Below are 25,135 nucleotides of genomic sequence, written 5' to 3'. Positions count from 1 at the left end.
TTGTTGGCGACTGACCGACAGGGAGCTTTTTGGTATCAGAAGAAAGAAAAACAGTAGATGATATTGTATTTCTTTTGATACCAAAAAGCTCCGAAAAGGTGCAAAAAATATATGTTATAAAAGGGAAAGAGCGTAAGGAGAATAGAGGTTGATGAGAGGAAAAAGAATAAAACAGTTTATTTTAATTTTATGCATGGTCTGTCTTTTCGGAATGAATGTTCAGGCGGAAGATGTATATACGGAGTTTCATGTAGATAATCAAAAAGGAAAAGCGGGAGACGTCGTAACAGTTCCGGTAGAGTTTAATACAGGCCAGGAAGTCGGCGGCTTTCAGATCTCTATTTATTATGACAAAGAAGTTCTGGAATTTCAGTCGCTGGAGGCAGGAGATTTGATTGAAAAAGCCGGAGGCGGAATATTTGATTATAACCATATTGAAGAATCATCAGAAATAATCGTTGTGTATGTAGTTCCGGATACAGTGAAAAATGAAGGATCTATCGTTGATTTGAAGTTTAAATTAAAAAAAGACTGTACGGAGAAGCTCCCAATCGGAATGAAGCCGGATGAAGTGGTAGACAATACGGAGTCCAGTAACCCGATTACAGGAGAAGTTTCCGGTGTGGATAAAGAATTTCAGGAGAAAGTTGTGGGAGATCTTGCCGTAGTTTCAACAGATCAGAACAAATCAGACAGATCGAAGTCGGACGATAAATCGGACAAAAAATCAGATAAGGATAAAGACAAGTCAAAATCTGAAAAGGAATCAAGCGATGATAAAAAAGATTCGTCCGAATCAGGTGAGAAAGGGAAAGGTGACAGCGGGAAAAAAGATGCTGATAAGGCGGATAAAGATAAGAAATCGAAAAAATTATCAGCTGAAGATTTTAAAGCGCTGGCTGCATTTTTCGGAGTTATGATTTTATCAGGCGTCGTTGTTTACTTGATAAAGAAGAAAAACGGAAACAAACAAAAGTAAAAACAAGTCAGAAAACAGTGATAAAAATAAAATCAGAAAATAGCGATAAACAAATAAAAGCAAGTAAAAGCTGCGAGAGCGGGGGCGGGATAAAAATGCTGATTTTAATGACGTGTATAGTGATAGTCGGAATATTGGGCGGCGGGTATTATGTATCGGTGTCTGCGGTAACCGGAATCGTACTGACCGGAGTTTTGTTTTACAGAATGTATGTGAAGAAGCGTATCACAGCAGCGTGGGATCTGAATATGGCTGCCTTTGCCGTGCTTGTGTTCGGATATCTTCTGTCTTGTTTATGGGCGGTGGATTCGGGAATGGCTCTTATGGGAGTCGTGAAGTTCCTTCCGTTGTTATTGTTCTACGTACTTGTATCGGGTCTGACGGACGAAAGAGAGAAAATGATCGCGTCTCTTCCGATGCTTGGATGTCTTATGACTGCTTTTTCATTTGTTATGATGCAGTTTGAAGTTTTTGAACAATGGGTATCGGTTGCAGGCAGGTTGTCGGGATTTTTTCAATATCCGAATACATATGCATTGTTTATGCTAATCTGTCTGATTCTTGTAATGTGGAGATTTGATTACAAAAAAATTGACTGGCTCGATATCGTGTATGGTGTTGCCGCTGTATTTGGAATTATTATGAGCGGAAGCCGTACGGTATTCGTATTAACTGCTGTTGCCGTTATATGGGTGTTTGCGGCAAAGTCCTCGGGGAAAAAAGTTATTATTTCAGTGTTGGCGGCAGGCGCCGTTGTGGCGGTGATATTGGCTGTTGCAGCAGGAAGCGCAGGTATTCTTGAGCGATTTACAAATATTTCCTTCGGAGCAAGTACGTTTCTCGGAAGAATTTTGTATGTGCAGGATGCGCTCCCGCTTATATTAAAACATCCTTTCGGACTCGGATATTATGGTTATTACTTTATACAGCAGTCAGTACAGACTGGTGTGTATACAGTTGTAAATGCACATAATGAATTGATTCAGATCTTGCTTGATGCAGGCGTGATCCCGGCGGTATTTATGGGCGCGGCGGTTTTACGTTCTGTATTTACGAAGAGGACGCAAAGCCGGAACAGGATCGTTCTTAGCATTATGATCTTACATAGCTTGTTCGATTATGACTTTCAGTTTCTGGCGATGGGATTTGTGCTGATCCTGTTTCTTGACATGCGGAATATTAAGACGCAGAAAGTGCCTGTTTTAACCGGAACGGTTGTAGGTCTGACCGGGGCGGCGGCAGCGGCGCTTTCGATTATGTGCGGGGTTTCGGACGTTTGCTATACGTCGGGAAATTATAAAGCGGCTGAAAAAGTTTACAGTGGAAATACAATGGCGCAGCTGGCTCTTCTTACGAAAGCGGATAAGGCAGAGGAAATGAAAGCGATTGCGGAAAAAGTGATCGTGGATAATCAGTCTGTGTCTCTTCCATATAGTGCATTGGCACAGGCGGCTTTTGCGGATGGGGACGTAGAACAGTTTACGGAATATAAATTAAAGGCGATTGAACTTGCGCCGTATCAGTATGAAGAATACGAGAATTATCTTGAAGTTTTAGTATACTGCAATGACCTGTATCACCAGATGGGCGATAAAGACGGGGTAAGATTTTGCGTGGAAAAGGCAGAAGAAATCCCGAAGATGCTGGAGCAGGTAAAAGAAAATACGAGCGCGCTGGGCTGGAAGATCGTAGATCGTCCGCAAGTGACATTGTCTCATGAGAATCTTGAGATCATTGAGGACATGAGGAGGCGGATGGATGAATAAAAAGAGAATTGTCGGGGTCGCATTGGCTGTCGGAGCATGTGGAGTCCTTGCGGCGGCGGGGATGATGCTTAGCAAAAAAAGTGGAGCGGTCGTGCTTGATCAGGCCGGAAATGAGATTGCAAAACTTATATTGCAGGACGGAAAGATCAGTTATGAGTGTGAAGACAAATATCAGTCTTATGCGGATATCGTTTCGCAGGAAGCGGTCAAAATGATTCAAGAGCGCGAAGGTGTGAATGAAAAAACTGCGGCAAAAATACTGGCAGACAGAGAAATAACAGTGAAAACATGGCTCGACCGGGAAACTTTGGATGCGGTGATCGGCTCTTATAATGACGGTGAAGGAATGGCATGTGAGCGGTTCGGAGCGGCGGTTACTGATAAAGAAGGGCATCTGACGGCGTGTTACAGTGATACAAAAGGAAACGACAACTATAACAATGTGACAAAGCCGGCGTTTGCAGGATCGACGATGAAACCGCTTAGTGTATATGGCCCGGCGATTGAGGACGGAACGATATGTTGGTCATCGTTGTACGAAGATAGCGCTTATGGAGTTGTGGCAGGAGACAACGGGATTGCCAGAGAATGGCCGGAAAATGTCGTGCCGTTTACAGGGAAAAATGTGACGGCTGCAGATGCACTGAAAGAGTCAAATAATGCAGTAGCCGTGAAAGTACTGAAAGATTACGGTGTTGAGAAGTCGGTTCGTTTTTTGGAAGATACGCTCGGTTATGATGTGGATAATGAGAAAAAGATTTTAGTAGGTAATTGCGAAACAAGTCCGCAATCCTGACTGAAAACAGGCGAAGGCTCCTGTCATGCAGGATTCTTGGGATAGGAAGTGAAAATCGTTCATTTCTTGGCACAACAAATAAACCTCATGGGCTTATGAAGTTGGTAAGTCCTATGCTATGAGTGGTTTTAAACTTCGTATGTATTGATGCTGGTGAATTTTATCAGCAACCATGACAGTTATTAACTGAGAAATTCCTGCAAGCAACAAATCTGCATGTAGTGTTTTCTCATTTTGGGTTTTACGACCGGCAATACAGAAACTGTCTTTAAAATGGTTGATTGATTTTTCAACGTTTACACGGATTTTATAGGTCTCATCCCATTCTACGGAACCACGTTCCACACCGGGATAGGCACGCAGATTCTTTTCGGGGTAAATGTAAATCATTCTTCCACAGGAAGATGTGGTACAGGGGTTCTCACAGCGGCAGACACGGCGTTTCGTTTTGGTTTCACGGTTGTATTCCCATTTCATTTTAGGGCATACAAACTTCATGCTGGGAAGTTTGCTTCTCAGATGAGATTTACTCCCTTCCCGTTTCATAGGAAGTGTGGAATCATGCGGACAGCAAGGAACACCATTTTCGTTGAAGGTGTAGCCATTTTCTTCCATTGATAGTTTTGTCCGGAGTGGAATAAATGCTTTTTCAAAGCCAAGATCATCCAAAAGGGCTTTGTAGATTTCAATGGTATCAAAAGCGGCATCGCCTAGAAAAGTTTTAGGGTTGATCAAAGGATGCTTCTGAAAGAAATCAATCAAAACAGGGAGCAGTGCCTTAGAGTCCGCAAGTGATTTATCTTCATCTGGTGAATCGGATTTCTTTTCAACAATGATATTAGGATGAGCATTTAGGAAATCTTTATTGTAGAAGGTAATATCGCGAACAATACCAAGACCATTAGTGACAATACCAAACTTATAGGCATAGCAGAAATGTCCGTTGATGTACATCTGTTGGATAGCTGGGTTAGCAGTAGCGTGTGCAGGCATTGAGCCGTAAGCAGCTTTGTAAGGATCAAAGTTTTTATCAAAGTTGTGAGCCTTTGCAAAGGCCTTTAACTGTTTTATGATACGGTTTGCGTATTTCGGATTATTTTCTGTTACCCATGCCTCAATTCCAGAAGTATCAAAGATACTCATGGAAGCAAGGTTAGAATCAATACGTTGGCAGATCGGTTCAGTGATATCAACTAAGTGATCGAACATCGATTGTAAGTCCATAAGAAAGTCCTGTTTAAAGCGGGTAAATTTTGAGGCATCAGGAACAACACGGAAGCCACAGAAATCCCGTAGTTCCTGAGAATATTTTAAAAATATAATCAGAAGAGTATCTGTCGGGATTGAGAAAATGCGCTGAATAAGGAGAGCCTTAATCATAGGATAAAGTGGATGCTTACGAGGTCTTCCTGTAGAAGCGTGAAAATGAGTAACAAAAGAAACAGGAACAATTTCATCAAGATTAATGGTTTGGTCAAGTAGAGAAAGAAACTGATATTTGTCATTATCGAATTTATTTTGGCAATCTTCAAAAACTTCTGCCAAAGTGAGCTGCTTATATGGTATCATATAGGTACATCTCCTTTCGGGTGGTTGGTTTATAGTTTCTAGGCAACTCTATTTTACCACAATCCGTTGAGGAGATGTTTTGTTTTATAAAAGTTAAAATGCCGTATTTATGCGGCTTGTGGCGTTTCGCAAACACCTAAATTATAGAAAATAAATGAAAGGAGAGACGCGTATGATCACAAAATTTGAGAGAAAAGTGATCGCAGGACTTACAGCTTTTCTGATGTGCCTGTCGATGGTGTTAGCAGTTCCGGTTTCTGTAAATGCAGAGGCAGAACAGACGCAGGATGAAGCGGTAAGTGGTGCAAAGCAAGAGGAGACAGTGAGTGATGTGCAGATGCAGGATGAAACTGTAAATGATGCACAGCAAGACGTAACTACGGGAGAGGAAGTTGAAGAAGGTGCGGCCGGAGATATACAGAAATTGCCGGGGATGAGCGCAGAGAGCACAGATGCAATGCTGAATACAACGTCACAAGAAGATGTGATAGGAAGTATTACTCTCAAGAAAGACGGCACGGAAGAATCCGGTTCGATTATGCTGCAGGAAGATCAGACATCTGTTCGTTATCAGTTGAATGTTGAAGAAGACGGGCAATATTATATTACGGCAACAGGTGATAATTATTGGAGTACGTATGCGAGCATTACGGAAGAAACCGAAGACGGAACACAAGATGTGGAGATTATCAATTCACGAGTTGAACTTCGTAAAGCAGGAACATATTATTTGGAATTATCAGATTATTCATCAGAATCTCAAAAAATTATAAAATGGAAAGCCGGAAAAGTCAAAGATATTACCCCCGGAGAATTTGATATAGAGTTAAATGAGGAGAAGCCTGAGGCGTACTATAGATTGACAGTGGATGAATCCGGGGTTTATTATGTGCGTTCTGTAAAGGGGATGTCAGTTAAGATAAGAGACACACAGACAGGAAATGAAATTTTATCTTCATCGTCTTTTTATAAATTAAAAAAAGAGAATGTTTATGAGATTACACTCGGAAGATACAGTTGGGAAAACGCTTCAGGAAAATGGGGAATTCTGAAAGGAATCGAAAAAGAAGTAGAGTGTGACAAAGTGTATATTAATGAGACAGATGGCGTTTACTATAAGTTCGTTCCGAAAACGACAGGATATTATAGTGTAGAAGGCGGTTTTTATGACGAAGAGTGGAATCAGATTTATTCCGAAGAAATGCTTGCCGGGAATGCGTATTATTTAGCGCCGTATGGAAGATATTGGTGTATTAAACAGTCTGAATATACGCCGAGTGATCCGGGTGGTTCTGGTGGAAAAGTACAGGTCAAAGTAGGCGAGACGTATACTCATGATATGAGAAAAGGCGGTTTTTATGAGTTTATACCGGAAGAAACGGCAAGTTATCATTTCCGCTCTAATGAAAATGTGAAATTGGAAGTTAAAGAGAGGATATTCGAGATAAACGGTATCGGAACTTTAGAAGGCAAAGTTGACTATTCAGTAGTTATGAGATCCGGATCTGTATATTGGATACATTTGTACGAGATGGATGCAGCAACAGTTACATGGACGATTGAAAAAACAAAAACAAAAACTGCGGTGACAGGAACAAAATATACTGTTGTAAAAGGCGGATCAGACACATATGATTTTGTACCAAGTAAATCCGGAGATTATTCTGTTTCTTTTAACGGAAAAGGCGGAGTTTTAGTATATGATGACGCATGGAATGAGATAAAAAAATATTATCCTGAAGAAGCAGACGGAAGCGGTGTTGTTCTTTCGCTGGAACAGGGAAAAACGTATCACCTTGCTGTTGCAGCATTAGAGAAAGATATGCAATGGGAAATCGAATCAGCTAAAACAAAAAACGGATTCGTATACACAAATTTAGCTGATAATACAGTAGAGATTTTGAAATATACAGGAACGGAAAGTAATGTAACAATACCGGATAAGATTGACAATAAAGTCGTAAAAACTCTTGGAGCTGAATCATTTACAGAGAATGAGACGGTAGTAGGAGTTACGATTCCGGCACAAGTTACGAATCTGCAGTACGGAGCGTTTGCATCATGTACGAATTTGAAGAAAGTAACTTTCGCACAAGGCAGTCAACTGAAAAAAATCAAAGAAGAAACATTTGAACACTGTGAAAAGTTAGAAGAAATACATATTCCCGACAGTGTTACACAAATAGAGAAGGGAGCGTTTTATTATTGTCGGTCTTTGAGCAAGTTAACGCTAGGGAAGAAGCTTGAGGTAATTGATAACAACGCCTTTGAAGGCTGCAGCAGTCTGAAACAGATTGAAATTCCTGATTCTGTGGAAAGTATCGGAGAGGGAGCATTTACATATTGCACTTCTCTTGAACATGTGACGATTGGAAATAAACTGGCATATGTAGCGAAAAGTGCATTTTCATGGTGTAACCTGACGGAAATTACATGGGGAGACGGAATTGCAAAAATCGGAGACAGCGCGTTTGCTTGTAACCAAAAACTTACGACGGTTTCAATTCCTGATACAGTAACGGAACTTGAATACAAAGCGTTTGCCGGATGTGTAGAGTTAAGTGATATTGAAATTCCTGATTCGGTAGAAGCAATCGGAGGCTATGCATTTGAGAAGTGGGATATATATAATGAAGGTGGGGACACTGCATGGTATGACGCACAGGCTGACGGTGATGTGTATGCCGGAAAAGTTTACTACAAATATAAAGGAACAATCGCAGAAGGCGGTACTGTCAATCTGAAAGCCGGTACGAAAGGAATCGCAGGATATGCGTTCCTTGATCAGATAAATCTGACAGGAATTGAAATTCCTGATAGTGTAACGAATATCGGCGATTATGCATTTGTCGGATGTGAAAAATTAAACAAAGTGACTGTCCCTGCTTCTGTAACAAAAATCGGAGAGAAAGCTCTTGGATATTTGACGTCGGGAAAGGGAGGACAGGCTTATAAGTTAGAAGGCTTTACGATCCGGGGAGTAGCCGGTTCAGCTGCGGAGAAGTATGCGAAAGAAAACGAATTTAATTTTGAGGCGTATACTCCTGAGTATATTAGAGGAGATGTGGATGCCGACAGAAAAGTTAGTATCGGAGACGTCCGTATGACATTGCGGAGCATCTGTAAGAAGGCGGAATTGAACGGAACACAGAAGCTTGCGGCAGATGTGGAAAAAGACGGAACAGTAGATATAAAAGACTTGCGGAAGATTTTAAGATATGTCTGCGGTAAAATTGAATATTTGTAAAGCATATTATTAAGTGTATTGTTAAACGCATTTTGTGAGTGAATCTCAAAAGTGTAAGAATGGGAAGAACCCTGCTTTGCCGAAAGGCGGAGCGGGGTTCTTCTTATACTACGATCATCCGTGAATGTGAGCGTTGACGATATTTGCGGCGATAACTATTCTGTGGATGTCAGTGATACTTGCGGCGATAACTATTCTGTGGATGCCAGTGATATCTGCGGTGATAACTATTCTGTGACTGTCGGCGATATATGTTGTGGTAATTATTCTGTAAATGTCTGTGATATATGTTGCGGTAATTATTCTGTAAATGCAAGTAATATGTGATGCAGTGATCTGTGCAGATACGGCAGATATTCTTCCATACTGACAGGCTGGCTGTTATTGATACAGTTATAACTTGTAGAGCCGATCAGTTCTATCATCGTGAATAGAAGCAGTTCCGGAGCAGGGCAGTTTACATTGTATTTTTTCAAAGCGGTCATGTAGTGATCGCAGAATTGGCTGGAGAAAGAAGGATCTCCGTTTGTAAAGACACTTTTAAATATCCCCCATGATAAGTTTTTGGCAATAAACTCCATGAAGAAGTGGTTTTTTTGAAATCGTTCGATAATGTAGTCCGTAGTAAAGAGCAGTTCATCCTCAAAACTGCTCACATTTGCTTTTTCAAGAGCGCGGTGTGCATCGTCAAAAAGTTGATTTGCCTTATATACGATGAGTTTGTCACGCAGATCGTATTTATCCTTGAAATACAGGTAAAAAGTTCCTTTTGCAAGGCCGGCCTGTTGGACAATATCAGAAATTGTTGTTTTGGCAAATCCTTTTCCTGTGAAAAGATGAAAGGCAGTTTCGAGAAGTGTGCTCTCTTTCTGCTTTTTATTATCCTCAACTTTGCTCATAATAGATCCCCTCTTATTTTTGATGCTTAATCTTTTGTTATTTTTCCTATATTATGAATTGTTTTATTGAGAAAGTCAATAAAATGACTAAAATTCATTTTTATCGTTGAAAAATATTGACTATTAGTCATTTTTGGAATATATTGTGTATTATACAAAAAATAAGGAGATGATTTCAGTGGTCAAAGCAGGCAAGTGGATTGCAAAGCATCGGGTGTTGATCTTGATTGTCAGCGCGCTGCTTATGATTCCGTCTTTTTTCGGAATCGTGAATACGAGGGTCAACTATGATCTGCTCAGCTATCTGCCTGAACATCTTGAAACCGTGAAGGGGCAGGATATTTTGGTAGATGAATATGGCATGGGAGCGTTTTCCATGGTCGTAGTAGAAGATATGGAACTAAAGGATGTACAGAAGCTGGAAGAAAAGTTCAGCGAAGTACCGCATGTAAAAGATGTGTTATGGTACGATGATGCCGCAGATATCAGTCTTCCCGTCGAGATGCTGCCGAAGGATATAAGGGAAGCCTTTTTTAAAGGAGAAGCAACGATGATGTTGGCTCTTTTTGATAATACGACATCTTCGGACGAGGCAATGGATGCGGTGACACAGATGAGGCAGATTGCAGATAAGCAATGCTTTATAAGCGGAATGACAGGTGTTGTTACAGATATTAAAAATCTTTGCCTGCATGAGCTCCCGATTTATGTGGTGATCGCAGTACTCTGCTGTCTTTTGATATTGGAACTGACGTCCACGTCGTTTCTTGTACCGATCTTGTTTTTGATAAGTATCGGAGCGGCGATTGTATATAATCTCGGAAGCAATATCTTTTTGGGAGAAACGTCCTATATTACGAAAGCGCTGACTGCGATTTTACAGTTAGGCGTAACGATGGATTATTCCATTTTCCTTTTGAATAGTTATGAGGAAAATAAGAAACGGTTTCCGGGAGAAAAAGAACGGGCGATGGGGCATGCGATCGCGAATACGTTTAAGTCGGTTGTCGGAAGTTCGGTGACAACGATCGCAGGCTTCGCGGCGTTGTGCGCCATGACGTTTACACTTGGAAGAGATCTCGGAATCGTAATGGCAAAAGGTGTTGTTATGGGAGTGCTCTGTTGTGTGACGCTGCTTCCTTCACTTGTTCTTGTATTTGACAAATGGATAGAAAAAACAACGCATAGACCACTGTTTTCTAATATGAATAAACCGTCAGAGTTTATTACGAAACATTATGCTGTCTGGATCGTTTTGTTCCTTGTCCTTTTGTTCCCTGCAATTTACGGAAACAACCATACGAAGATCTATTATAATATCGCTCAGTCTCTTCCGGGATCGCTTGACAGTAATGTGGCGAATGAAAAACTGGAAAAGGATTTTGAAATGGGAAACATGCATATGATCCTCATGGATAAAAATATGGATGGTGTGCAGAAACAGAAAATGCTCGATCAGGTTGATGAAGTTGACGGTGTAAAATGGACGATCAGCATGAACTCTTTGATAGGTCCGTCCGTGCCGGATTCGATGATCCCGGACGATATTAAGAGTATGTTGAAAAGCGATCACTATGAGCTGGCATTTATTTGTTCGGAATATGCATCTGCAACAGATCAGGTAAATACACAGATCGCACAGATCGACGATATTGTGAAATCATATGACGATGACGCTATGGTGATCGGGGAAGCGCCTTTGATGAAAGACCTTCAGGATGTAACGGATGTAGACCTTACAATGGTCAATGTTCTTTCGATGGCGGCGATCTTTCTGATCATTATGATCGTATTTAAGTCAATTTCCCTTCCGGTTATTCTTGTATCGGTTATCGAGTTTGCAATAGCGGTCAACATGGCGTTTCCATATTATATGGGAACGGAACTTCCGTTTGTGGCAAGTATTGTGATCGGAACGATTCAGCTTGGAGCGACTGTTGACTATGCGATCTTGATGACGAGCCGTTATCAGAAAGAACGCGGACGCGGAAGGTCGAAAAAAGAAGCGATCGCGATCGCTCATAAAACAAGCATGCCGTCAATTATCAGCAGCGGTTTAAGTTTCTTTGCGGCGACGTTCGGAGTGGCGTGCTACTCTAAAGTAGACATGATCGGTTCTATATGTACATTGTTGGCAAGGGGAGCGATCATCAGTATGATCGTAGTTATACTTGTACTTCCGGCGATGTTTATGATATTTGATAAAATTATCTGTAAGACATCGATTGGATTTCTCGGAGAAAAGGCGAAGAAAACGGCGCAATAAAAAGTAATGGAAACAAAAAGTAAAACTATGAATGTCGGGAAAGGATGTTGGCAGTTATGAATAAAAACAGAAGAATGAAACATGTAGTAGCGGCTTCACTGGCTTTCGGAGCGGCGGCGCTTACCGGATTCGGACAGATCGCTCCGGCAGCAGTATATGCGGCAGAGCAGACGGAAACTGTGAAAACAGAAAGTACAAAAAGCGGAGAACAGGCAGACGAAGGCCTGTTTAAAGAAGAAACGGTTTATGTCAATGCAGATGCAAACGGAGCGGTAAAACTTATAACAGTTTCGGATTGGCTGAAAAATGCGGGAACGACAGAAAGTTTAAAAGATGTCAGCGAACTTGACGGTATTAAAAATATTAAAGGAGAAGAAACCTTTTCGGAGTCGGGCGATAATCTGACGTGGGATACAAACGGCGCAGATATTTATTATCAGGGAACGACTGAAAAAGAACTTCCGGTTTCCGTGAAACTGACCTATTATCTGGATGGAAAGAAAATCAGTCCTTCAGAGCTGAAAGGAAAAAGCGGACATCTGAAGATCAAAATTGATTATACAAATAACACAAAGAAATCGGTGAATGTAAGCGGAAAATCCGAAGAACTAAGCAGTCCGTTTGTAATGATGACAGGAATGATACTTCCGAATGAGACGTTTAGCAATGTGGCGATCGACAACGGAAAAGTAGTGTCAGACGGGAATAGAAATATCGTACTTGGATTTGCTGTTCCGGGTATGAAAGAAAGTCTGGGAATGAATGATTTCTCGCAGTCGTCTTCGCAGGTATCGCTTCCTGAAAGTCTTGAGATAAGCGCGGACGTAACGGATTTTACGATGTCCTCTACTTATACGGTCGCATTGTCCGATATTTTGGAAGATTTGAATGTGAAAGAAATCGTTGATTACAGTTCTTTGCAAAGCGCTCTTGATGAGCTGGAAAATGCGGCGTTGGAACTGGTAAGCGGAACAGATACGTTGTCTTCCGGGGCGGCGCAGCTTTCTTCCGGCGCGGCAGAATTAGAAGACGGCATCAAGAAATATACAGATGGAACGGATACGTTGGCAAATGGAGTTGTATCTTATGTAAATGGGGAACAACAGTTAGCAGACGGCGCAAAAAGCCTTACGGAATTGAGCGCAGGCTTATCCCAGGTTCAGTCAGCAGTGAGTCAGCTTAGCGCAGCCACAGACGGAAGTTTGACAAGCGTGAATGAGAAAGATATTAAGGCAGGAGCGCAGAAATTGGCAGACGGAACGCAGCAGCTTGTACAGGTTCTCGGAACAGAGGCTGTTCAGGCTGTGATGCAGCAGGTGACAAGTATGATCGAGATGGGAAAGGCGCTCATTGAGGAAACGAAAGGGCTGGAAACAAGTCTGCAAAACGGAATCGTAACCCCGGTTCAGGATCTTGCGGCGCAGGCACAGGCAATTTCAGGAGAGCTTCAGAAAATTTCAGATTTGCAGACGAATCTTACAAATGCATGTACTGCCGTAAATACTGCGGTAAACGAAAATAATGCTGTTATTGATGCCGATAATGGACAGATTGCGGCGAATAACGAAAAGATTACGTCAGCTAAGACGAAAGCCATCTCAAGTTCACAGACGATTCAACAGGCGGTAGATTCCCTGACGGCGAAGAGAAATGAAATCGCACAAAATGATCCTCAGTCAGCGGCTCTTGCAGATCTTGATAATGCGATACAGGCGCTGAATGAAGCGAAAAACGCCGCGGCTGAAGTGACCGATATGCCGGAACTTTCTTCTATAGAAGGAAAACTAAATCCGGTGCAGGCGGATCTGTCAGGCGTGGATGTGCAGGCTGTTCAAAATGCAGTAGGAAAAATGAAAGTAGATCTGTTTACATTAAAACTTGCGGCTGCAGGAATGAATGCAAAACTTCCCGAAGTAGAAGAAAAATTAGACGCAATCCAGAAAGCGGGAGAAAACCTGCCTTTGGATCAACTGGGAGCGCTGACAGGTAAGATCGACGATCTAAATACGGGAATGCAGGGGCTTAACAGTGGAATCGGATCTTTGCATACGAATCTATCATCTTTAGATCAATCTCTTGCAGTATCAGTACCGAAAGCGGCTTCCGGAATCGCACAGCTAAACGGAGGATTTACACAATTAGGCAGCTTTAACAGTCAGCTTACGGCAGGAGCGGAGCAGTTAAAAGAAAACAGCAGCGTACTGAAAAACGGAGTGTCGGCTTTGAACAGCGGAGCGAAAACTTTGTCAGAAGGAGCTGTGACGCTGGCGGACGGAATGAAGACGTTTGATGCAGAAGGAACGAGTAAACTGAAAACAACGGTTGAAGGTGCGGTCGGAGAATTGATGAACCGGTTAGAAGCGCTGACATCTAAAGAGTGCAGCTATGATACGTTCAGCGGAAAAGACAGCGCGATGGACGGTAATGTAAAATTTGTAATCGAAACAGAAGCGATTGAATAAAAGCAGAAAAAATGCCTCCCCTGTCTGAGCCGCAGGAGAGGCATTTTTTATAAGGACAATTAAATAAACTTCTGTTCAGGAGCATCCACTTGGGAGTGGATGCTTCCATTTTTCCATCCAATAATTGACCTGCAGCATATAAGCAAGCATCTGAGGTCCTGCCATAAGCTGCCCATACCATGGTTTTCCGTAGTCGGAAGGCGTATCAAGGAAACGCAATACTTTCTTTTTATCAAGAAATGTTCGTATAGGAGCATTGGGGGAAGCGAGGACTTCTTTTAGTTGATCTGCGAGCAATGCTTCATAATGAGGATCATAAGTTTTTGGATAAGGACTTTTGCGTCTCCACAAGATCTCTTTTGGCAAGATGCCCTCTCCGGCATGGCGGAGCAGACCTTTTACAATTCCGTCCGGACATTTGATGTCCCACGGGATATTGAAAACGTATTCTACGATCCGATAATCGGCAAACGGTACGCGGGCTTCAAGTCCGCTGTACATACCGGCGCGGTCCATCCGATCAAGAAGAGTTGCCATAAACCAGCGGATATTCAGGTAGGCGATCTCACGCCGACGTTTTTCTTCGGGAGAATCATCAGGTAGAACCGGCGTTTCACGAATCGTCTGTTCATAGGCGTTAAGGGCATATTCTTCCATGTTCAGTTCGTGAATAAAATCGTCGTCTAACAATGCTTGCCGCGGCTGCATAGAAGGCGACCATGGAAACATATTCGTTTCAAATGAGCTTTTTTTATGAAACCAAGGGTAGCCTCCGAAAATTTCATCAGCACATTCGCCTGTAAGGACAACGCTGTTGAACTGTTTGACAAGTGAACAGAAATACAACATAGAGGACTCGACGTCGGCCATGCAGGGGAGATCCCGCGCGTCTACGGCTTTGTACAGATAATCCAGTTGATCCTGACTGCTGCATTCGAGGAAGTGATGGTTTGTTTCATATAATTCTGCCATCTGTTCGGCAAACGGACGATCCTGACTTGGCTGGAATGTATTGGATTTAAAATACGTTTTGTTTTCCGTGAAATCAAAAGAAAAAGTATTTAGTTTTTCCCCTGATTTTGCCAGATGTCCGGCGCAGACGGCAGTGACGAGGCTGCTGTCTATTCCGCCGGAAAGAAACGTGCAGATGGGAACGTCTGAAAGCATCTGCTTTTTGATGGAATCTGTGAGAAGCCATCTCGTTTTTTCGATTGTATCAGAAGGCGAATCAGCGTGGAGGCAGCTGCTAAGTTTCCAGTAAAACTGTCTTTTGAAAGAAGTGTGACTAATGGAAATGTGTTCGCCGGGGAGCACTTCAAGAATATTTTTAAATACACCTTTTCCGTATGTTTTTGCAGGACCTAAGGCGAATATTTCATTGAGGCTGTTCCGGTCAAGTTCGGGAACGATATCGGGATAGGCAAATAATCCCTTGATTTCGGAAGAAAAAATAGTAGTCTCGTCTTTTTTTGTATAAAAGAGAGGTTTGACACCGAGCCTGTCGCGGAACAGATGAAGCGTTTGACAAGATTCATCCCACAGCGCGATTGCAAAGATTCCGTTTAACTTTTTAATAAAAGATGGTCCGCAGCGCATAAATCCGGCAAGGATTACTTCTGTATCGCCGGACGTCAGAAACTGTTCACCTTCAGAAATCAATTCTGCTTTCAGTTCCGGGGCATTATATATTTCACCGTTATATGCAATGACACAACTGTGATCGCCTCTGACGCGTCTCATCGGCTGATGTCCGGTGACTAAGTCGATGATGTTCAGACGAACATGGGCAAGCCCGCATTGAGGGGAGAGAAACGTACCTTCATCATCCGGCCCACGGTGCTTTTGAACTTGATTCATCATTTCTAAAATGTGGTTTCTGTAGTTCTTTTCTTTTGTATAATCCGCAGATGGGTTAAAAAATCCGGCGATTCCGCACATAGAAAATTCTCCTTCTTCTATTTTTTGACAATATCGCGTATGACAGGCTGAAGCTGCCGGTTCTCAAGAGCGGCTTCCAAAGCCGGGATAAGCAGATCGGTATGGGCAGTCATTGAATTCGGCTTTTTTTCGGGATCATCCTGCCCGAACGGAACAAAGTAGATATTTTTCGTATTTAAAAGAAGTCCGATATTTTTCATATTCATACCGAGGGCGTCGTTTGTCGATAAAGATAAAAGAAGCGGTTTGTTGTTGCGTAAATGGGCTTTTGCCGCCATTAAAGCAGGTGTGTCGGTGATTCCGTTTGCCAGTTTGGCAAGCGTATTTCCGGTGCACGGAAGGATCACAAGTGCGTCGAAAAGGTTTTTCGGACCGATCGGCTCTGCTTCGGAAATAGTCATCATCGGTTTATTTCCCGTAATTTCTTCTGCACGCCTATAAAATGATTCGGCAGAACCGAAACGGGAGTCTGTGGATGCGGCTGCGGTTGAAAAGACTGTCTGGACAGAGCCACAGCAGTTTGAAAGTTTTTGCAGTTCCAGAAATGCTTTTTTGTAAGTGCAGAACGAGCCGGTAAAAGCGACTCCGATCTGCGTTTCTTTTAAGGACAAAGGGGATTCCTCCTTTCATTTTGCGCATGAATTATGAGAGATACAGTTTTGATTCGATAAATTGTTTTAAGTGACGGGCAGAAGATGCGGGAGCATATTTGCCGGGAAGTCCTAAGCAGTGCAGAGCAGATATGCCGAGACGCTGAGCCGCGTCATAATCGACCCCTCCGGGGGAAGAGGCAATATCAATAATAAGAGCAGAAAGATCTACGTTTTTTAAAGTCTCTTCATTTATAAATTGCGCCGGAACAGTATTAAAAATGAAGCGAAAATCTCCGGCGTGATCGGAAAGTGATTTTAAGGGGAAACTTTTGTCGGCAATAACTGACGCGCGGGCGGATTCTTCGGCGTTATCTGTAAAAACGGAAACGTTTGCGGATAATCCCTTTAAACGGTAAACAATAGAGTGACCGCATTTTCCGAATCCAAGTACTGCGCATCTGCTTTTGTGCAGATTGAAAGGACTGTGGAGGATCGCTTCGCAGATTGCGCCTTCTGCAGTCGAGATACTGTTGTAAACAGGAAGCGATATATCGTCTGCATAATCAAAAACAGCGACGTTATTTTCGGCGGCTTCTTTTTTAAAAGAAGGAGGGATGCCCCCGGCAAACAAAGACTGACCGGGCCGCAGAAGATGAAGCAGCGTCTGAATAGAGAAACGATAGATGCTATTTTCAACCGAAACATCCGCGCCGTTTTTAGTAAACGGAAAAGGGCAGATGACGGACCCGGAATGGATACAGGCTTCTTCGAGAGAAGGCGCTTCGCGTACTATGGAAACATGTTCGGAGACGGAGCTGCAGTTGTTCGGCTGAGAGGCCAAAGCGTAATGACAAAGAGAACGGCCCGATTCTGCTAACATTTCTGCAAGAAAAACCTGACGCGCATCACCGCCTAAAACAGAGAAATCATATGAAAATGAAGACATAAAAACACCGCTTAAGAAACATTTTTAATTACTATATGCGAGTGAGAAAAAGATGTGAGTATAAATAACCTTGCTTGTCGTATATTTTTTCGGAATATTCCCGGGATGTCGGCAGTGCTGTGTATATCAGCATCCTTTTTATAGCGGGGCAAAAAATGATAAAAGAGAGTGATATTAACTATATCACAAAACGAATAGAAAACAAATCACTTTTGTTATTGACATGAAATCAAATAAAGTAGAAGGGAAGGCAATAAGATGAGCAGAAAAAGGAATAAGGTAATGAAAAACAGCTCCGGTTGTCATGATATTAATAAAGTTATAAGATTTTTTCTTATTCCTTTTAAAAAATATGCGTTATCATGTTAATATTAGGAGAGAGTAGGAGAGGTGATTGATAATGTACAATATATTAGTATGTGACGATGACAAAGAAATAGTGGAAGCAATCGAAATTTATCTGACGCAGGAAGGATATCGTATACTGAAGGCGTATGACGGTACGGAAGCTCTTGAAATGCTTGAAAGAGAAGAGGTTCATCTGCTTCTTCTTGATGTGATGATGCCGAAACTTGACGGGATTCGGGCAACTTTGAAAATACGAGAGAAAAACAGTATTCCCATCATTATCCTTTCCGCAAAATCGGAAGATGCGGATAAGATACTCGGACTTAATGTAGGAGCGGACGATTATGTTACAAAGCCGTTTAGTCCTTTGGAACTTGTTGCGCGAGTGAAATCTCAGCTTCGCAGGTATACGCAGCTTGGCGGCACGGCTCAGAATGAAAATGATAAAATATATTCTGTCGGCGGCCTTAGGATTAATGACGATCTGAAAGAAGTGACAGTAGATGGGGAGTTAGTAAGATTGACTCCGATCGAATATAATATCCTCCTTCTTCTTATGAAGAATCAGGGGCGCGTTTTTTCGATCAATCAGATATATGAAATGATCTGGAATGAGGAAGCTATCGGGGCTGACAATACGGTTGCCGTTCATATACGGCATATAAGGGAGAAGATTGAGATTAATCCAAAAGAGCCGCGGTATTTGAAAGTTGTCTGGGGAGTCGGATATAAGATTGAGAAGGTGCAGTAGATAAGAAAAACAGGTAAAGAGAGGAATGTGAATGAAAGGATGGTACAGAAGGACTGCGATGAAAGCGGTCGTCCTGATCGTAGGCGTGTTAACCGGAGCGATGTTTTTCACATCTCTTATAGTAACAACGCGGCTGACCGGAACGCTGAATCCGGCAGAGACGGTAAAGTTAATAGGAGAGCCATATGAAGAATCTTCGGATTTTAGCAATACAGTAGAAAGCTATATGTTTCAGGTGCTTGAACAGTTTCAGTTAAAAACGCTGTTTGAGTCAGACGGAGCATACAATCCGGATAAAGTGATCGACGTAATGTCTTATTTTGGAGCGTCGGGAGCAGACGCTGAAAATCATTCCGGACTGGTATACAGACTGTCGGATCTGATAGAGTGGAGCAAGGCATACAGTGTAGAATCAGGCGGTGTATATGATAAAAACGCAGTAATCGTCTGCAAACAGCCAAGCGGAAAATACTATTATTACTATACGGAAGAGTTTCTGAATCAGCTTGAAACAGGAGAACTTCAACTCGTATTAGAAGATGATAGAATGGATGTTGAGTCATTTTTAAATGACTTAAGCAACGGAACGCTTACCTCATCCGGAGTGAGTGATAAAATAAGCATATATGATGCAGAAGGCAGTAAATTGTATACAGACTGTTGGAATTACGGGGATTCAGTCCGTGAGAATTATGCGCCCTTAGGAGCGGCTAATCTTCTCCAAGTTGTAAATGAACGCCCGGAGTTAAACGGAAAGCTTATGGTTATTTATGATCATCTGGCATCTGTTCTTACGAGTATAAATGATAAATACAGCCGATATAAGAGCGGGTGGGAACACCTGGAAGAGGGAAACACAAACTTTACTTATTTATATATAGATCAGGATACAAAAAAAGTTACGACAAATAAAAGCGAATATGCAAATCTTATGGCAAAAGGCGAGTCGGGAATAAAAACGAACATTGAAGAATGCATAGCGGACATGAAATCAGGAAAAAATGTGAAATACATTTTTGTTTATCCGAAATTAAAAGATTTTGAAACAAATATGGATATATTACCGACAAATGAATGGGATATGGTGCGCTCTTATGATACCGACAAGACGTATGACAGTATTTTTGCGGTGGCAGTTGATACTTCTTATCCGGTCAAAGATATGTTCTATGAAAGAGACCGGATTTATGAAAAAAATATCCCGCTGCTAAGAGGCGGGTTCGTGATCTTGTGTCTTAGCGGAATTTTGTTCCTTATCAGTTTTGTCATGTCAGGGTTGATGGCAGGAAGAAAAGATGGAGATAACGAAGTTCATTTAACAGGCTTTGACAGATGGAAAACAGAGATCGCGGCAGTTGCCGTGATCGGAGTATGGGCAGTAGGAACGGCAGTTATCGTAGGCATGGGAATGATCGACAGCGATAATGTCTACAATATGGTAGAAACTCTTGACTATTATGGAGCGCGCTATATGAGCGATATGCCGGAAGTTTATTCTATGCTGTTTGTTCAGAAAGTAAGTTTTTTAGAGATAGCGGGTGCATTTTTATATGGAGCGTTTACGTTTATCTGCTTTTTCGCGGGTTATATGAGTCTTATCCGCAGAATGAAAGCGAAGAGTTTGTGGAATGGAAGTCTGCTTTGTATGATTCTTTCTTTTTGCAAAAGAATAGTCGATTCGAGTAATGACGTTTGGCGGACCGTTCTTTGGATCAGTGCATTTTTAGTCATCCACTGGATTACGTTTTTTGTCAGAAATGTACCGATGGCGCTGGCAGCTCTGGCAGCAGACGGAGTGACGTTTTGGATTGTCGTGGGAAGTATGCTTGCAAAAGTCAGGATCAAGAAAGGGATCGAACAGATCGCATCAGGCAATCTTGAGTATCGGATCGAACTAAAAGGACTGCGGGGAACGGAACGCAATATCGCCGAGAATGTCAATGATATCGGAAGCGGTCTGAACCGCGCGATTGATGAGGCGATGCGAAACGAACGTTTGAAAACGGATTTGATCACAAATGTATCGCATGACATCAAGACTCCGCTTACATCAATTATAAATTATGTGGATATTTTGAAGCGGTCTGATATTGCCGATGAAAAGATACTAGGGTATCTTGATATTCTTGAAGTAAAAGCGCAGAGACTTAAGACGCTGACAGAAGACGTTGTGGAAGCGTCGAAAGTAAGCAGCGGAAATATTACGTTAGAATATATGGATATTGATTTCCGTGAGATGGTACAGCAGACGGAAGGGGAAATGGCAGAAAAATTTGCCGCGCGAAACCTGTCGGTTGTATTGAACCTTCCGGAAGAAGCGGCGGTGATACATGTAGACGGACGCCGTATGTGGAGGGTGCTTGAAAATATCTTCGGCAATGCGGCAAAATATGCAATGCCGGGGACGAGAGTTTATGCAGATCTTTCGGTATCGGAGTCGGAAGTTAAGTTTTCTTTGAAAAATGTATCCGAGCAGCAGTTGAATATTTCGGCAGATGAGTTGACAGAGCGATTCATCAGAGGAGATATTTCCCGGAGTACGGAAGGAAGCGGACTCGGTCTTTCAATCGCCAAAAGTCTGACTGAAATGCAAGGAGGAGTTTTCGAGTTGTATCTTGACGGAGATCTGTTCAAAGTAGACATCAGATTTCCAAGGATAAAGCCGATGTAAAATATATATTGATTGGATTCGCCCCTTCCCTTTTTAAGGTAGGTTTTTCACCTTAGGGAAGGGGATTGTGTATCCTTTTTCTTACGAAGAAATAGCAGATTACCTGCAGTATGATCGTGATAAGCCATGATGCGGGATAAGAGATAAACAAAACATCCAATGATCTGTGGCGAGGGAAGATCATGAAGATCCAGACAATCCTCGTTCCGACTGTTCCGATGATAGAAAGAAGCATCGGAATTGCAGAATATCCCATTCCGCGCAACGCGCCGGGAAAGAGGTCCATCAGTCCGCACATAAAATAAGTTACGGTAGTATACAAAAGTATTTCCATTCCGCATTGAATGACTTTCGGATCTGAAGTATAGATTTTTAACAGTTCCGGTCCGAAGAGATATGAACCTCCGCCTAAGATTAATGAAACGACAACGGACAGCAGAATACAGTTCCGAAGAACTTTGTCCATTCGTTTCCATTTTCCCGCGCCGTAGTTCTGGCTTGTAAAACTCATACATGCCTGTGTGATCGAGTTGGCTGCGGCGTACAGAAATCCGAAGATATTATTTGCAGCTGTATAGCCCGCCATTGCGATAGAACCAAAAGAGTTTACCGAAGATTGAAGAAGTACGTTTGAGAAGTTGATAACCGTACTTTGTATGCCTGCGGGAATACCTACCTGAAAAATTTGTTTTAAATAGATCCACTTGATTGTCATTGCGGAAAATCGAAGTTGATAGCTTCCGTCCGAGCGATATAGACAGCGAAGGACAAGGAGACAGGAGATCATCTGTGCGATCACTGTGGCGATTGCAACTCCCGCGACTCCGAGGTGTAATACGATCACGAGGAAGAGGTTTAAAGCTGCGTTTACGATTCCCGCGATGATAAGGAAAAATAAAGGCCGTTTTGTATCTCCGACGGCACGCAGGATTGCCGCTCCGTAATTATAGAGCATAAAGAAGGGCATTCCGGCGAAATAAATCCGCATATAAAGGGCGGACTGGCCGATGACGTCTGAAGGAGTGTCCATAAGCAGCAGGGCTGCTTTTGAAAAGAAAAGTCCGACAAAGACCATGACGATTCCGCTGATCAAAGCGAAAGTAACTGCGGTATGTACTGTTTCAGACATCTGCTTTTCCTGTTTTGTCGCATAGAAACGGGCAGCCAGTACGTTCGCTCCGAGGGAAACTCCGATAAAAAGATTCGTAAATACATTGATTAGCGCTGTCGTAGAGCCGACTGCCGCCAGAGCGCGGCTTCCTGAAAATCTTCCGACAACGACGATATCTACTGCATTGAAAAGAAGCTGGAGAATACTGGAGAGCATGAGCGGAATGGAAAATGAAATCAGTTTGTCTAAAACAGTTCCATTGCACATGTCTATTTCATATTTGTTCTTTTTCGATTTTGAAGCTGTCATTTTAAATCCCCTCTTTATAAAGTATAAGCTTTGTTAAAAAACTATTACGGTTTCATTACAGATTATATTATGAATAGAAAACGGGAAATTTTCAAGATGAAGTTTTTAATAACTTTTCGAGAAATTTTCATGAGTAAAACAATGGAATTAGCCACGATAAGCACGCAGCGCGGTTTTACGAATGGCGCGGGCTGAAGTGTTATTTTGTAAATGCATTTGTAAAAGAGAGGTATTTATCCAACCTTTACATTATTTGGTATGTATGCTATCCTTTTTAAAGACAAAACCAACTGAAGATTCAGAGGAGATATTTCTTCGGATCACAGGGGGATAAAGGAGAGAAAACTATGTCAGAGAAACAGAAATATTATATTACGACGGCGATTGCCTATACTTCCGGCAAGCCGCATATCGGAAACACATATGAGATCGTTTTGGCAGATGCGATTGCCCGTTATAAGAGAAGTCAGGGGTATGATGTATTTTTTCAGACAGGAACAGATGAGCATGGTCAGAAGATCGAACTGAAAGCAGAAGAAGCGGGCGTTACACCGAAAGAATTTGTAGACGGTGTTTCCGCTGAGATCAAGAAGATATGGGATCTGATGGATACGTCCTATGACAAATTCATTCGTACGACAGACGAAGACCATGAGAAGCAGGTACAGAAGATTTTCAAAAAGCTGTATGATCAGGGCGATATTTATAAAGGTCATTACGAAGGAATGTACTGTACGCCGTGCGAGTCTTTCTTTACAGAGTCACAGCTCGTAGACGGAAAATGTCCTGACTGCGGAAGAGAAGTGCAACCGGCGAAAGAAGAAGCGTATTTCTTCAAAATGAGTAAGTATGCAGACCGACTGATCGAGCATATTAATACACATCCTGAATTTATTCAGCCTGTTTCCAGAAAAAATGAGATGATGAACAACTTCCTTCTTCCGGGACTTCAGGATCTGTGCGTATCCAGAACTTCGTTTAAGTGGGGAATTCCGGTTGATTTTGACGATAAGCATGTCGTTTATGTATGGCTTGACGCGCTGACAAACTATATCACGGGAATCGGTTATGATGCAGACGGAGACAGCACGGAACAGTATGCAAAATTGTGGCCGGCTGACCTGCATTTGATCGGAAAAGACATTATCCGTTTCCATACGATCTACTGGCCGATCTTTTTAATGGCGCTTGGGCTTCCGCTTCCGAAGCAAGTATTCGGTCATCCGTGGCTTCTTCAGGGAGACGGGAAGATGAGCAAATCAAAAGGAAATGTTCTTTATGCAGACGAGCTTGTTGATTTCTTCGGGGTAGATGCAGTACGTTATTTCGTTCTTCATGAGATGCCGTTTGAAAATGACGGAGTGATCACATGGGAGCTTATGGTAGAACGTTTAAATTCCGATCTTGCCAATACATTAGGAAACCTTGTAAACCGTACAGTTTCTATGACAAATAAATACTTTGGCGGCGTTGTTTCCGATAAAGGAGCGGCGGAGGATGTCGATGCAGATCTGAAAGCGGTGATCGACAATACACCGAAAGCGGTTGATGCGAAAATGGACGGGCTGCGTGTGGCGGATGCGATCACAGAGATCTTTAATCTGTTCAAACGCTGCAACAAATATATCGATGAAACGATGCCGTGGGCGTTGGCAAAAGATGAAGAAAAGAAAGATCGTCTGGAAACAGTTCTTTGGAATCTGATCCAGGGAATCTCAGCAGGAGCGCGCCTTCTTGAATCCTTCATGCCGTCTACAAGCAAAAAGATTCTGGATCAGCTCGGAGACGGGCATGTGACGGAGAAACCGGAGATTCTTTTCCAAAGACTGGATCTGGAAGAAGTAATGAAAAAAGTAGAAGAACTTCATCCTCATATAGAAGAAGCAGAGGAAGAGGAAGATGTGATCGATATCGAGGCAAAGCCGGAGATTACGTTTGAACAGTTTGGAGCGATGCAGTTCCAAGTAGGAGAGATCATCGCTTGTGAGGCAGTGAAAAAATCAAAAAAACTCCTTTGTTCTCAGGTAAAGGTAGGAAGTCAGGTGAAACAGATCGTTTCAGGTATTAAAGCACATTATACACCGGAAGAGATGGTAGGGAAAAAAGTGATGGTACTTGTGAACCTGAAGCCTGCAAAGCTGGCGGGAGTACTCAGTGAAGGCATGCTTCTTTGTGCAGAAGATGCAGAAGGCAATCTGGCGCTTATGACTCCTGAGAAAGCAATGCCTGCGGGAGCGGAGATCTGCTAATAAGAATAGAGAAGAATAGATAAGATTAGATAAGATTAGATAAGATCAGAGAAACATAGAGAAAAAATATCTGTTGGCTGAACACAGACAGTTCATCCCGCAGATATTTTTTTATTCTATAGAAAATTTTGAGTTCTTATGGGATAACATCTTTCGGGAAGATATTGAAGTGGGATTGTCACTTTGTTCTTACAGAGAAAAGTTAAAAAATTTTGTTGTTTTTAATGCAACAAAA

14 protein-coding genes and 1 pseudogene are annotated in these 25,135 nt (G+C 42.3%); 9 read left to right on the top strand and 6 right to left on the bottom strand.

Translation table 11 applies throughout. From position 1 onward, the window contains the following. Nucleotides 1-151 precede the first annotated feature (151 nt). From ACH9UM_RS12695 to ACH9UM_RS12685, 3 genes are all read left to right on the top strand, one after another. Nucleotides 152-979, top strand: coding sequence for a cohesin domain-containing protein (locus ACH9UM_RS12695; RefSeq protein WP_004847034.1), 828 nt, complete (start codon nucleotides 152-154; stop codon nucleotides 977-979). Nucleotides 980-1,074: 95 nt separating this feature from the next. Then, nucleotides 1,075-2,745, top strand: coding sequence for an O-antigen ligase family protein (locus tag ACH9UM_RS12690; RefSeq protein ID WP_004847035.1), 1,671 nt, complete (start codon nucleotides 1,075-1,077; stop codon nucleotides 2,743-2,745). Then, entirely contained in the window at nucleotides 2,738-3,541 is an 804-nt protein-coding gene (locus tag ACH9UM_RS12685; RefSeq protein ID WP_400091518.1) for a penicillin-binding transpeptidase domain-containing protein, read from the top strand. The genes ACH9UM_RS12690 and ACH9UM_RS12685 overlap by 8 nt, the downstream gene beginning before the upstream one ends. Nucleotides 3,542-3,723: 182 nt before the next feature. Here the strand turns inward: ACH9UM_RS12685 and ACH9UM_RS12680 are convergent. Further along, nucleotides 3,724-5,110 (bottom strand): annotated as a pseudogene (locus ACH9UM_RS12680) (transposase). Between the two features lie 172 nt (nucleotides 5,111-5,282). Between ACH9UM_RS12680 and ACH9UM_RS12675 the strand changes: the two are divergent. Continuing rightward, complete coding sequence (locus ACH9UM_RS12675) at nucleotides 5,283-8,357, top strand: leucine-rich repeat protein (protein WP_303145106.1); 3,075 nt, start codon at nucleotides 5,283-5,285, stop codon at nucleotides 8,355-8,357. A 299-nt stretch (nucleotides 8,358-8,656) separates the two neighbouring features. Here ACH9UM_RS12675 and ACH9UM_RS12670 read toward each other — a convergent pair whose 3' ends face one another. Further along, nucleotides 8,657-9,256: a TetR/AcrR family transcriptional regulator gene (locus tag ACH9UM_RS12670; protein WP_400091515.1), complete on the bottom strand. Its 600-nt coding sequence runs from the start codon at nucleotides 9,254-9,256 to the stop codon at nucleotides 8,657-8,659. A gap of 178 nt (nucleotides 9,257-9,434) precedes the next feature. Between ACH9UM_RS12670 and ACH9UM_RS12665 the strand changes: the two genes are divergently transcribed. Then, nucleotides 9,435-11,522, top strand: a complete 2,088-nt coding sequence (locus ACH9UM_RS12665; RefSeq protein ID WP_009243556.1) for an RND family transporter — start codon at nucleotides 9,435-9,437, stop codon at nucleotides 11,520-11,522. Nucleotides 11,523-11,578: 56 nt separating this feature from the next. After that, on the top strand, nucleotides 11,579-13,984 hold the full coding sequence (locus ACH9UM_RS12660) for a hypothetical protein (RefSeq protein WP_009320332.1): 2,406 nt from the start codon (nucleotides 11,579-11,581) through the stop codon (nucleotides 13,982-13,984). Nucleotides 13,985-14,059: 75 nt separating this feature from the next. On the opposite strand, the gene asnB is transcribed toward ACH9UM_RS12660, so the two are convergent. From asnB to ACH9UM_RS12645, 3 genes are read right to left on the bottom strand one after another with little or no spacing between them, the layout of a single operon-like run. Further along, nucleotides 14,060-15,922 (bottom strand): asparagine synthase (glutamine-hydrolyzing), encoded by a 1,863-nt coding sequence (gene asnB / locus ACH9UM_RS12655; RefSeq protein WP_129794983.1) that lies wholly within the window; start codon nucleotides 15,920-15,922, stop codon nucleotides 14,060-14,062. Between the two features lie 17 nt (nucleotides 15,923-15,939). Then, nucleotides 15,940-16,533 carry a dipicolinate synthase subunit B gene (locus ACH9UM_RS12650; protein ID WP_009243553.1) on the bottom strand — a complete coding sequence of 198 codons (594 nt, stop codon included), beginning with the start codon at nucleotides 16,531-16,533 and terminating at the stop codon, nucleotides 15,940-15,942. A gap of 31 nt (nucleotides 16,534-16,564) precedes the next feature. Continuing rightward, on the bottom strand, nucleotides 16,565-17,461 hold the full coding sequence (locus ACH9UM_RS12645) for a dipicolinate synthase subunit DpsA (RefSeq protein ID WP_004847896.1): 897 nt from the start codon (nucleotides 17,459-17,461) through the stop codon (nucleotides 16,565-16,567). Nucleotides 17,462-17,861: 400 nt separating this feature from the next. Here ACH9UM_RS12645 and ACH9UM_RS12640 point away from each other — a divergent pair, with 400 nt between their 5' ends. Together ACH9UM_RS12640 and ACH9UM_RS12635 are read left to right on the top strand one after the other, a co-directional pair. Next, the gene (locus ACH9UM_RS12640) at nucleotides 17,862-18,560 is read left to right on the top strand and encodes a response regulator transcription factor (protein WP_004847894.1); all 699 of its coding nucleotides are present in this window, start codon (nucleotides 17,862-17,864) and stop codon (nucleotides 18,558-18,560) included. Nucleotides 18,561-18,591: 31 nt separating this feature from the next. Further along, a complete protein-coding gene (locus ACH9UM_RS12635; RefSeq protein ID WP_288558492.1) occupies nucleotides 18,592-21,231 on the top strand; it encodes a sensor histidine kinase KdpD in 2,640 nt (879 codons plus the stop codon). Between the two features lie 52 nt (nucleotides 21,232-21,283). Here the strand turns inward: ACH9UM_RS12635 and ACH9UM_RS12630 are convergent, their stop codons facing one another. Further along, nucleotides 21,284-22,651 carry an MATE family efflux transporter gene (locus ACH9UM_RS12630; RefSeq protein ID WP_004847892.1) on the bottom strand — a complete coding sequence of 456 codons (1,368 nt, stop codon included), beginning with the start codon at nucleotides 22,649-22,651 and terminating at the stop codon, nucleotides 21,284-21,286. Between the two features lie 347 nt (nucleotides 22,652-22,998). Here ACH9UM_RS12630 and metG point away from each other — a divergent pair, with 347 nt between their 5' ends. Beyond that, nucleotides 22,999-24,900 carry a methionine--tRNA ligase gene (gene metG / locus ACH9UM_RS12625; protein ID WP_004847890.1) on the top strand — a complete coding sequence of 634 codons (1,902 nt, stop codon included), beginning with the start codon at nucleotides 22,999-23,001 and terminating at the stop codon, nucleotides 24,898-24,900. The last annotated feature ends 235 nt before the right edge of the window (nucleotides 24,901-25,135 follow it).

The sequence above is a fragment of the Mediterraneibacter torques genome (assembly GCF_044591705.1).
GTDB classification, from domain to species: domain Bacteria; phylum Bacillota; class Clostridia; order Lachnospirales; family Lachnospiraceae; genus Mediterraneibacter; species Mediterraneibacter torques.
The sequence above is the reverse complement of the archived record's forward strand: the minus strand, read 5'-3'. Positions and strand labels throughout refer to the sequence as shown.

Bases quoted from the DNA above. Each gene is read 5' to 3' on its own strand.
- metG (WP_004847890.1), top strand. From the start codon at position 22,999: ATGTCAGAGAAACAGAAATATTATATTACGACGGCGATTGCCTATACT.
- ACH9UM_RS12690 (WP_004847035.1), top strand. From the start codon at position 1,075: ATGCTGATTTTAATGACGTGTATAGTGATAGTCGGAATATTGGGCGGC.
- ACH9UM_RS12670 (WP_400091515.1), bottom strand. From the start codon at position 9,256: ATGAGCAAAGTTGAGGATAATAAAAAGCAGAAAGAGAGCACACTTCTC.
- ACH9UM_RS12635 (WP_288558492.1), top strand. From the start codon at position 18,592: ATGAAAGGATGGTACAGAAGGACTGCGATGAAAGCGGTCGTCCTGATC.
- ACH9UM_RS12695 (WP_004847034.1), top strand. From the start codon at position 152: ATGAGAGGAAAAAGAATAAAACAGTTTATTTTAATTTTATGCATGGTC.
- ACH9UM_RS12660 (WP_009320332.1), top strand. From the start codon at position 11,579: ATGAATAAAAACAGAAGAATGAAACATGTAGTAGCGGCTTCACTGGCT.
- ACH9UM_RS12640 (WP_004847894.1), top strand. From the start codon at position 17,862: ATGTACAATATATTAGTATGTGACGATGACAAAGAAATAGTGGAAGCA.
- asnB (WP_129794983.1), bottom strand. From the start codon at position 15,922: ATGTGCGGAATCGCCGGATTTTTTAACCCATCTGCGGATTATACAAAA.
- ACH9UM_RS12645 (WP_004847896.1), bottom strand. From the start codon at position 17,461: ATGTCTTCATTTTCATATGATTTCTCTGTTTTAGGCGGTGATGCGCGT.
- ACH9UM_RS12675 (WP_303145106.1), top strand. From the start codon at position 5,283: ATGATCACAAAATTTGAGAGAAAAGTGATCGCAGGACTTACAGCTTTT.
- ACH9UM_RS12630 (WP_004847892.1), bottom strand. From the start codon at position 22,651: ATGACAGCTTCAAAATCGAAAAAGAACAAATATGAAATAGACATGTGC.
- ACH9UM_RS12685 (WP_400091518.1), top strand. From the start codon at position 2,738: ATGAATAAAAAGAGAATTGTCGGGGTCGCATTGGCTGTCGGAGCATGT.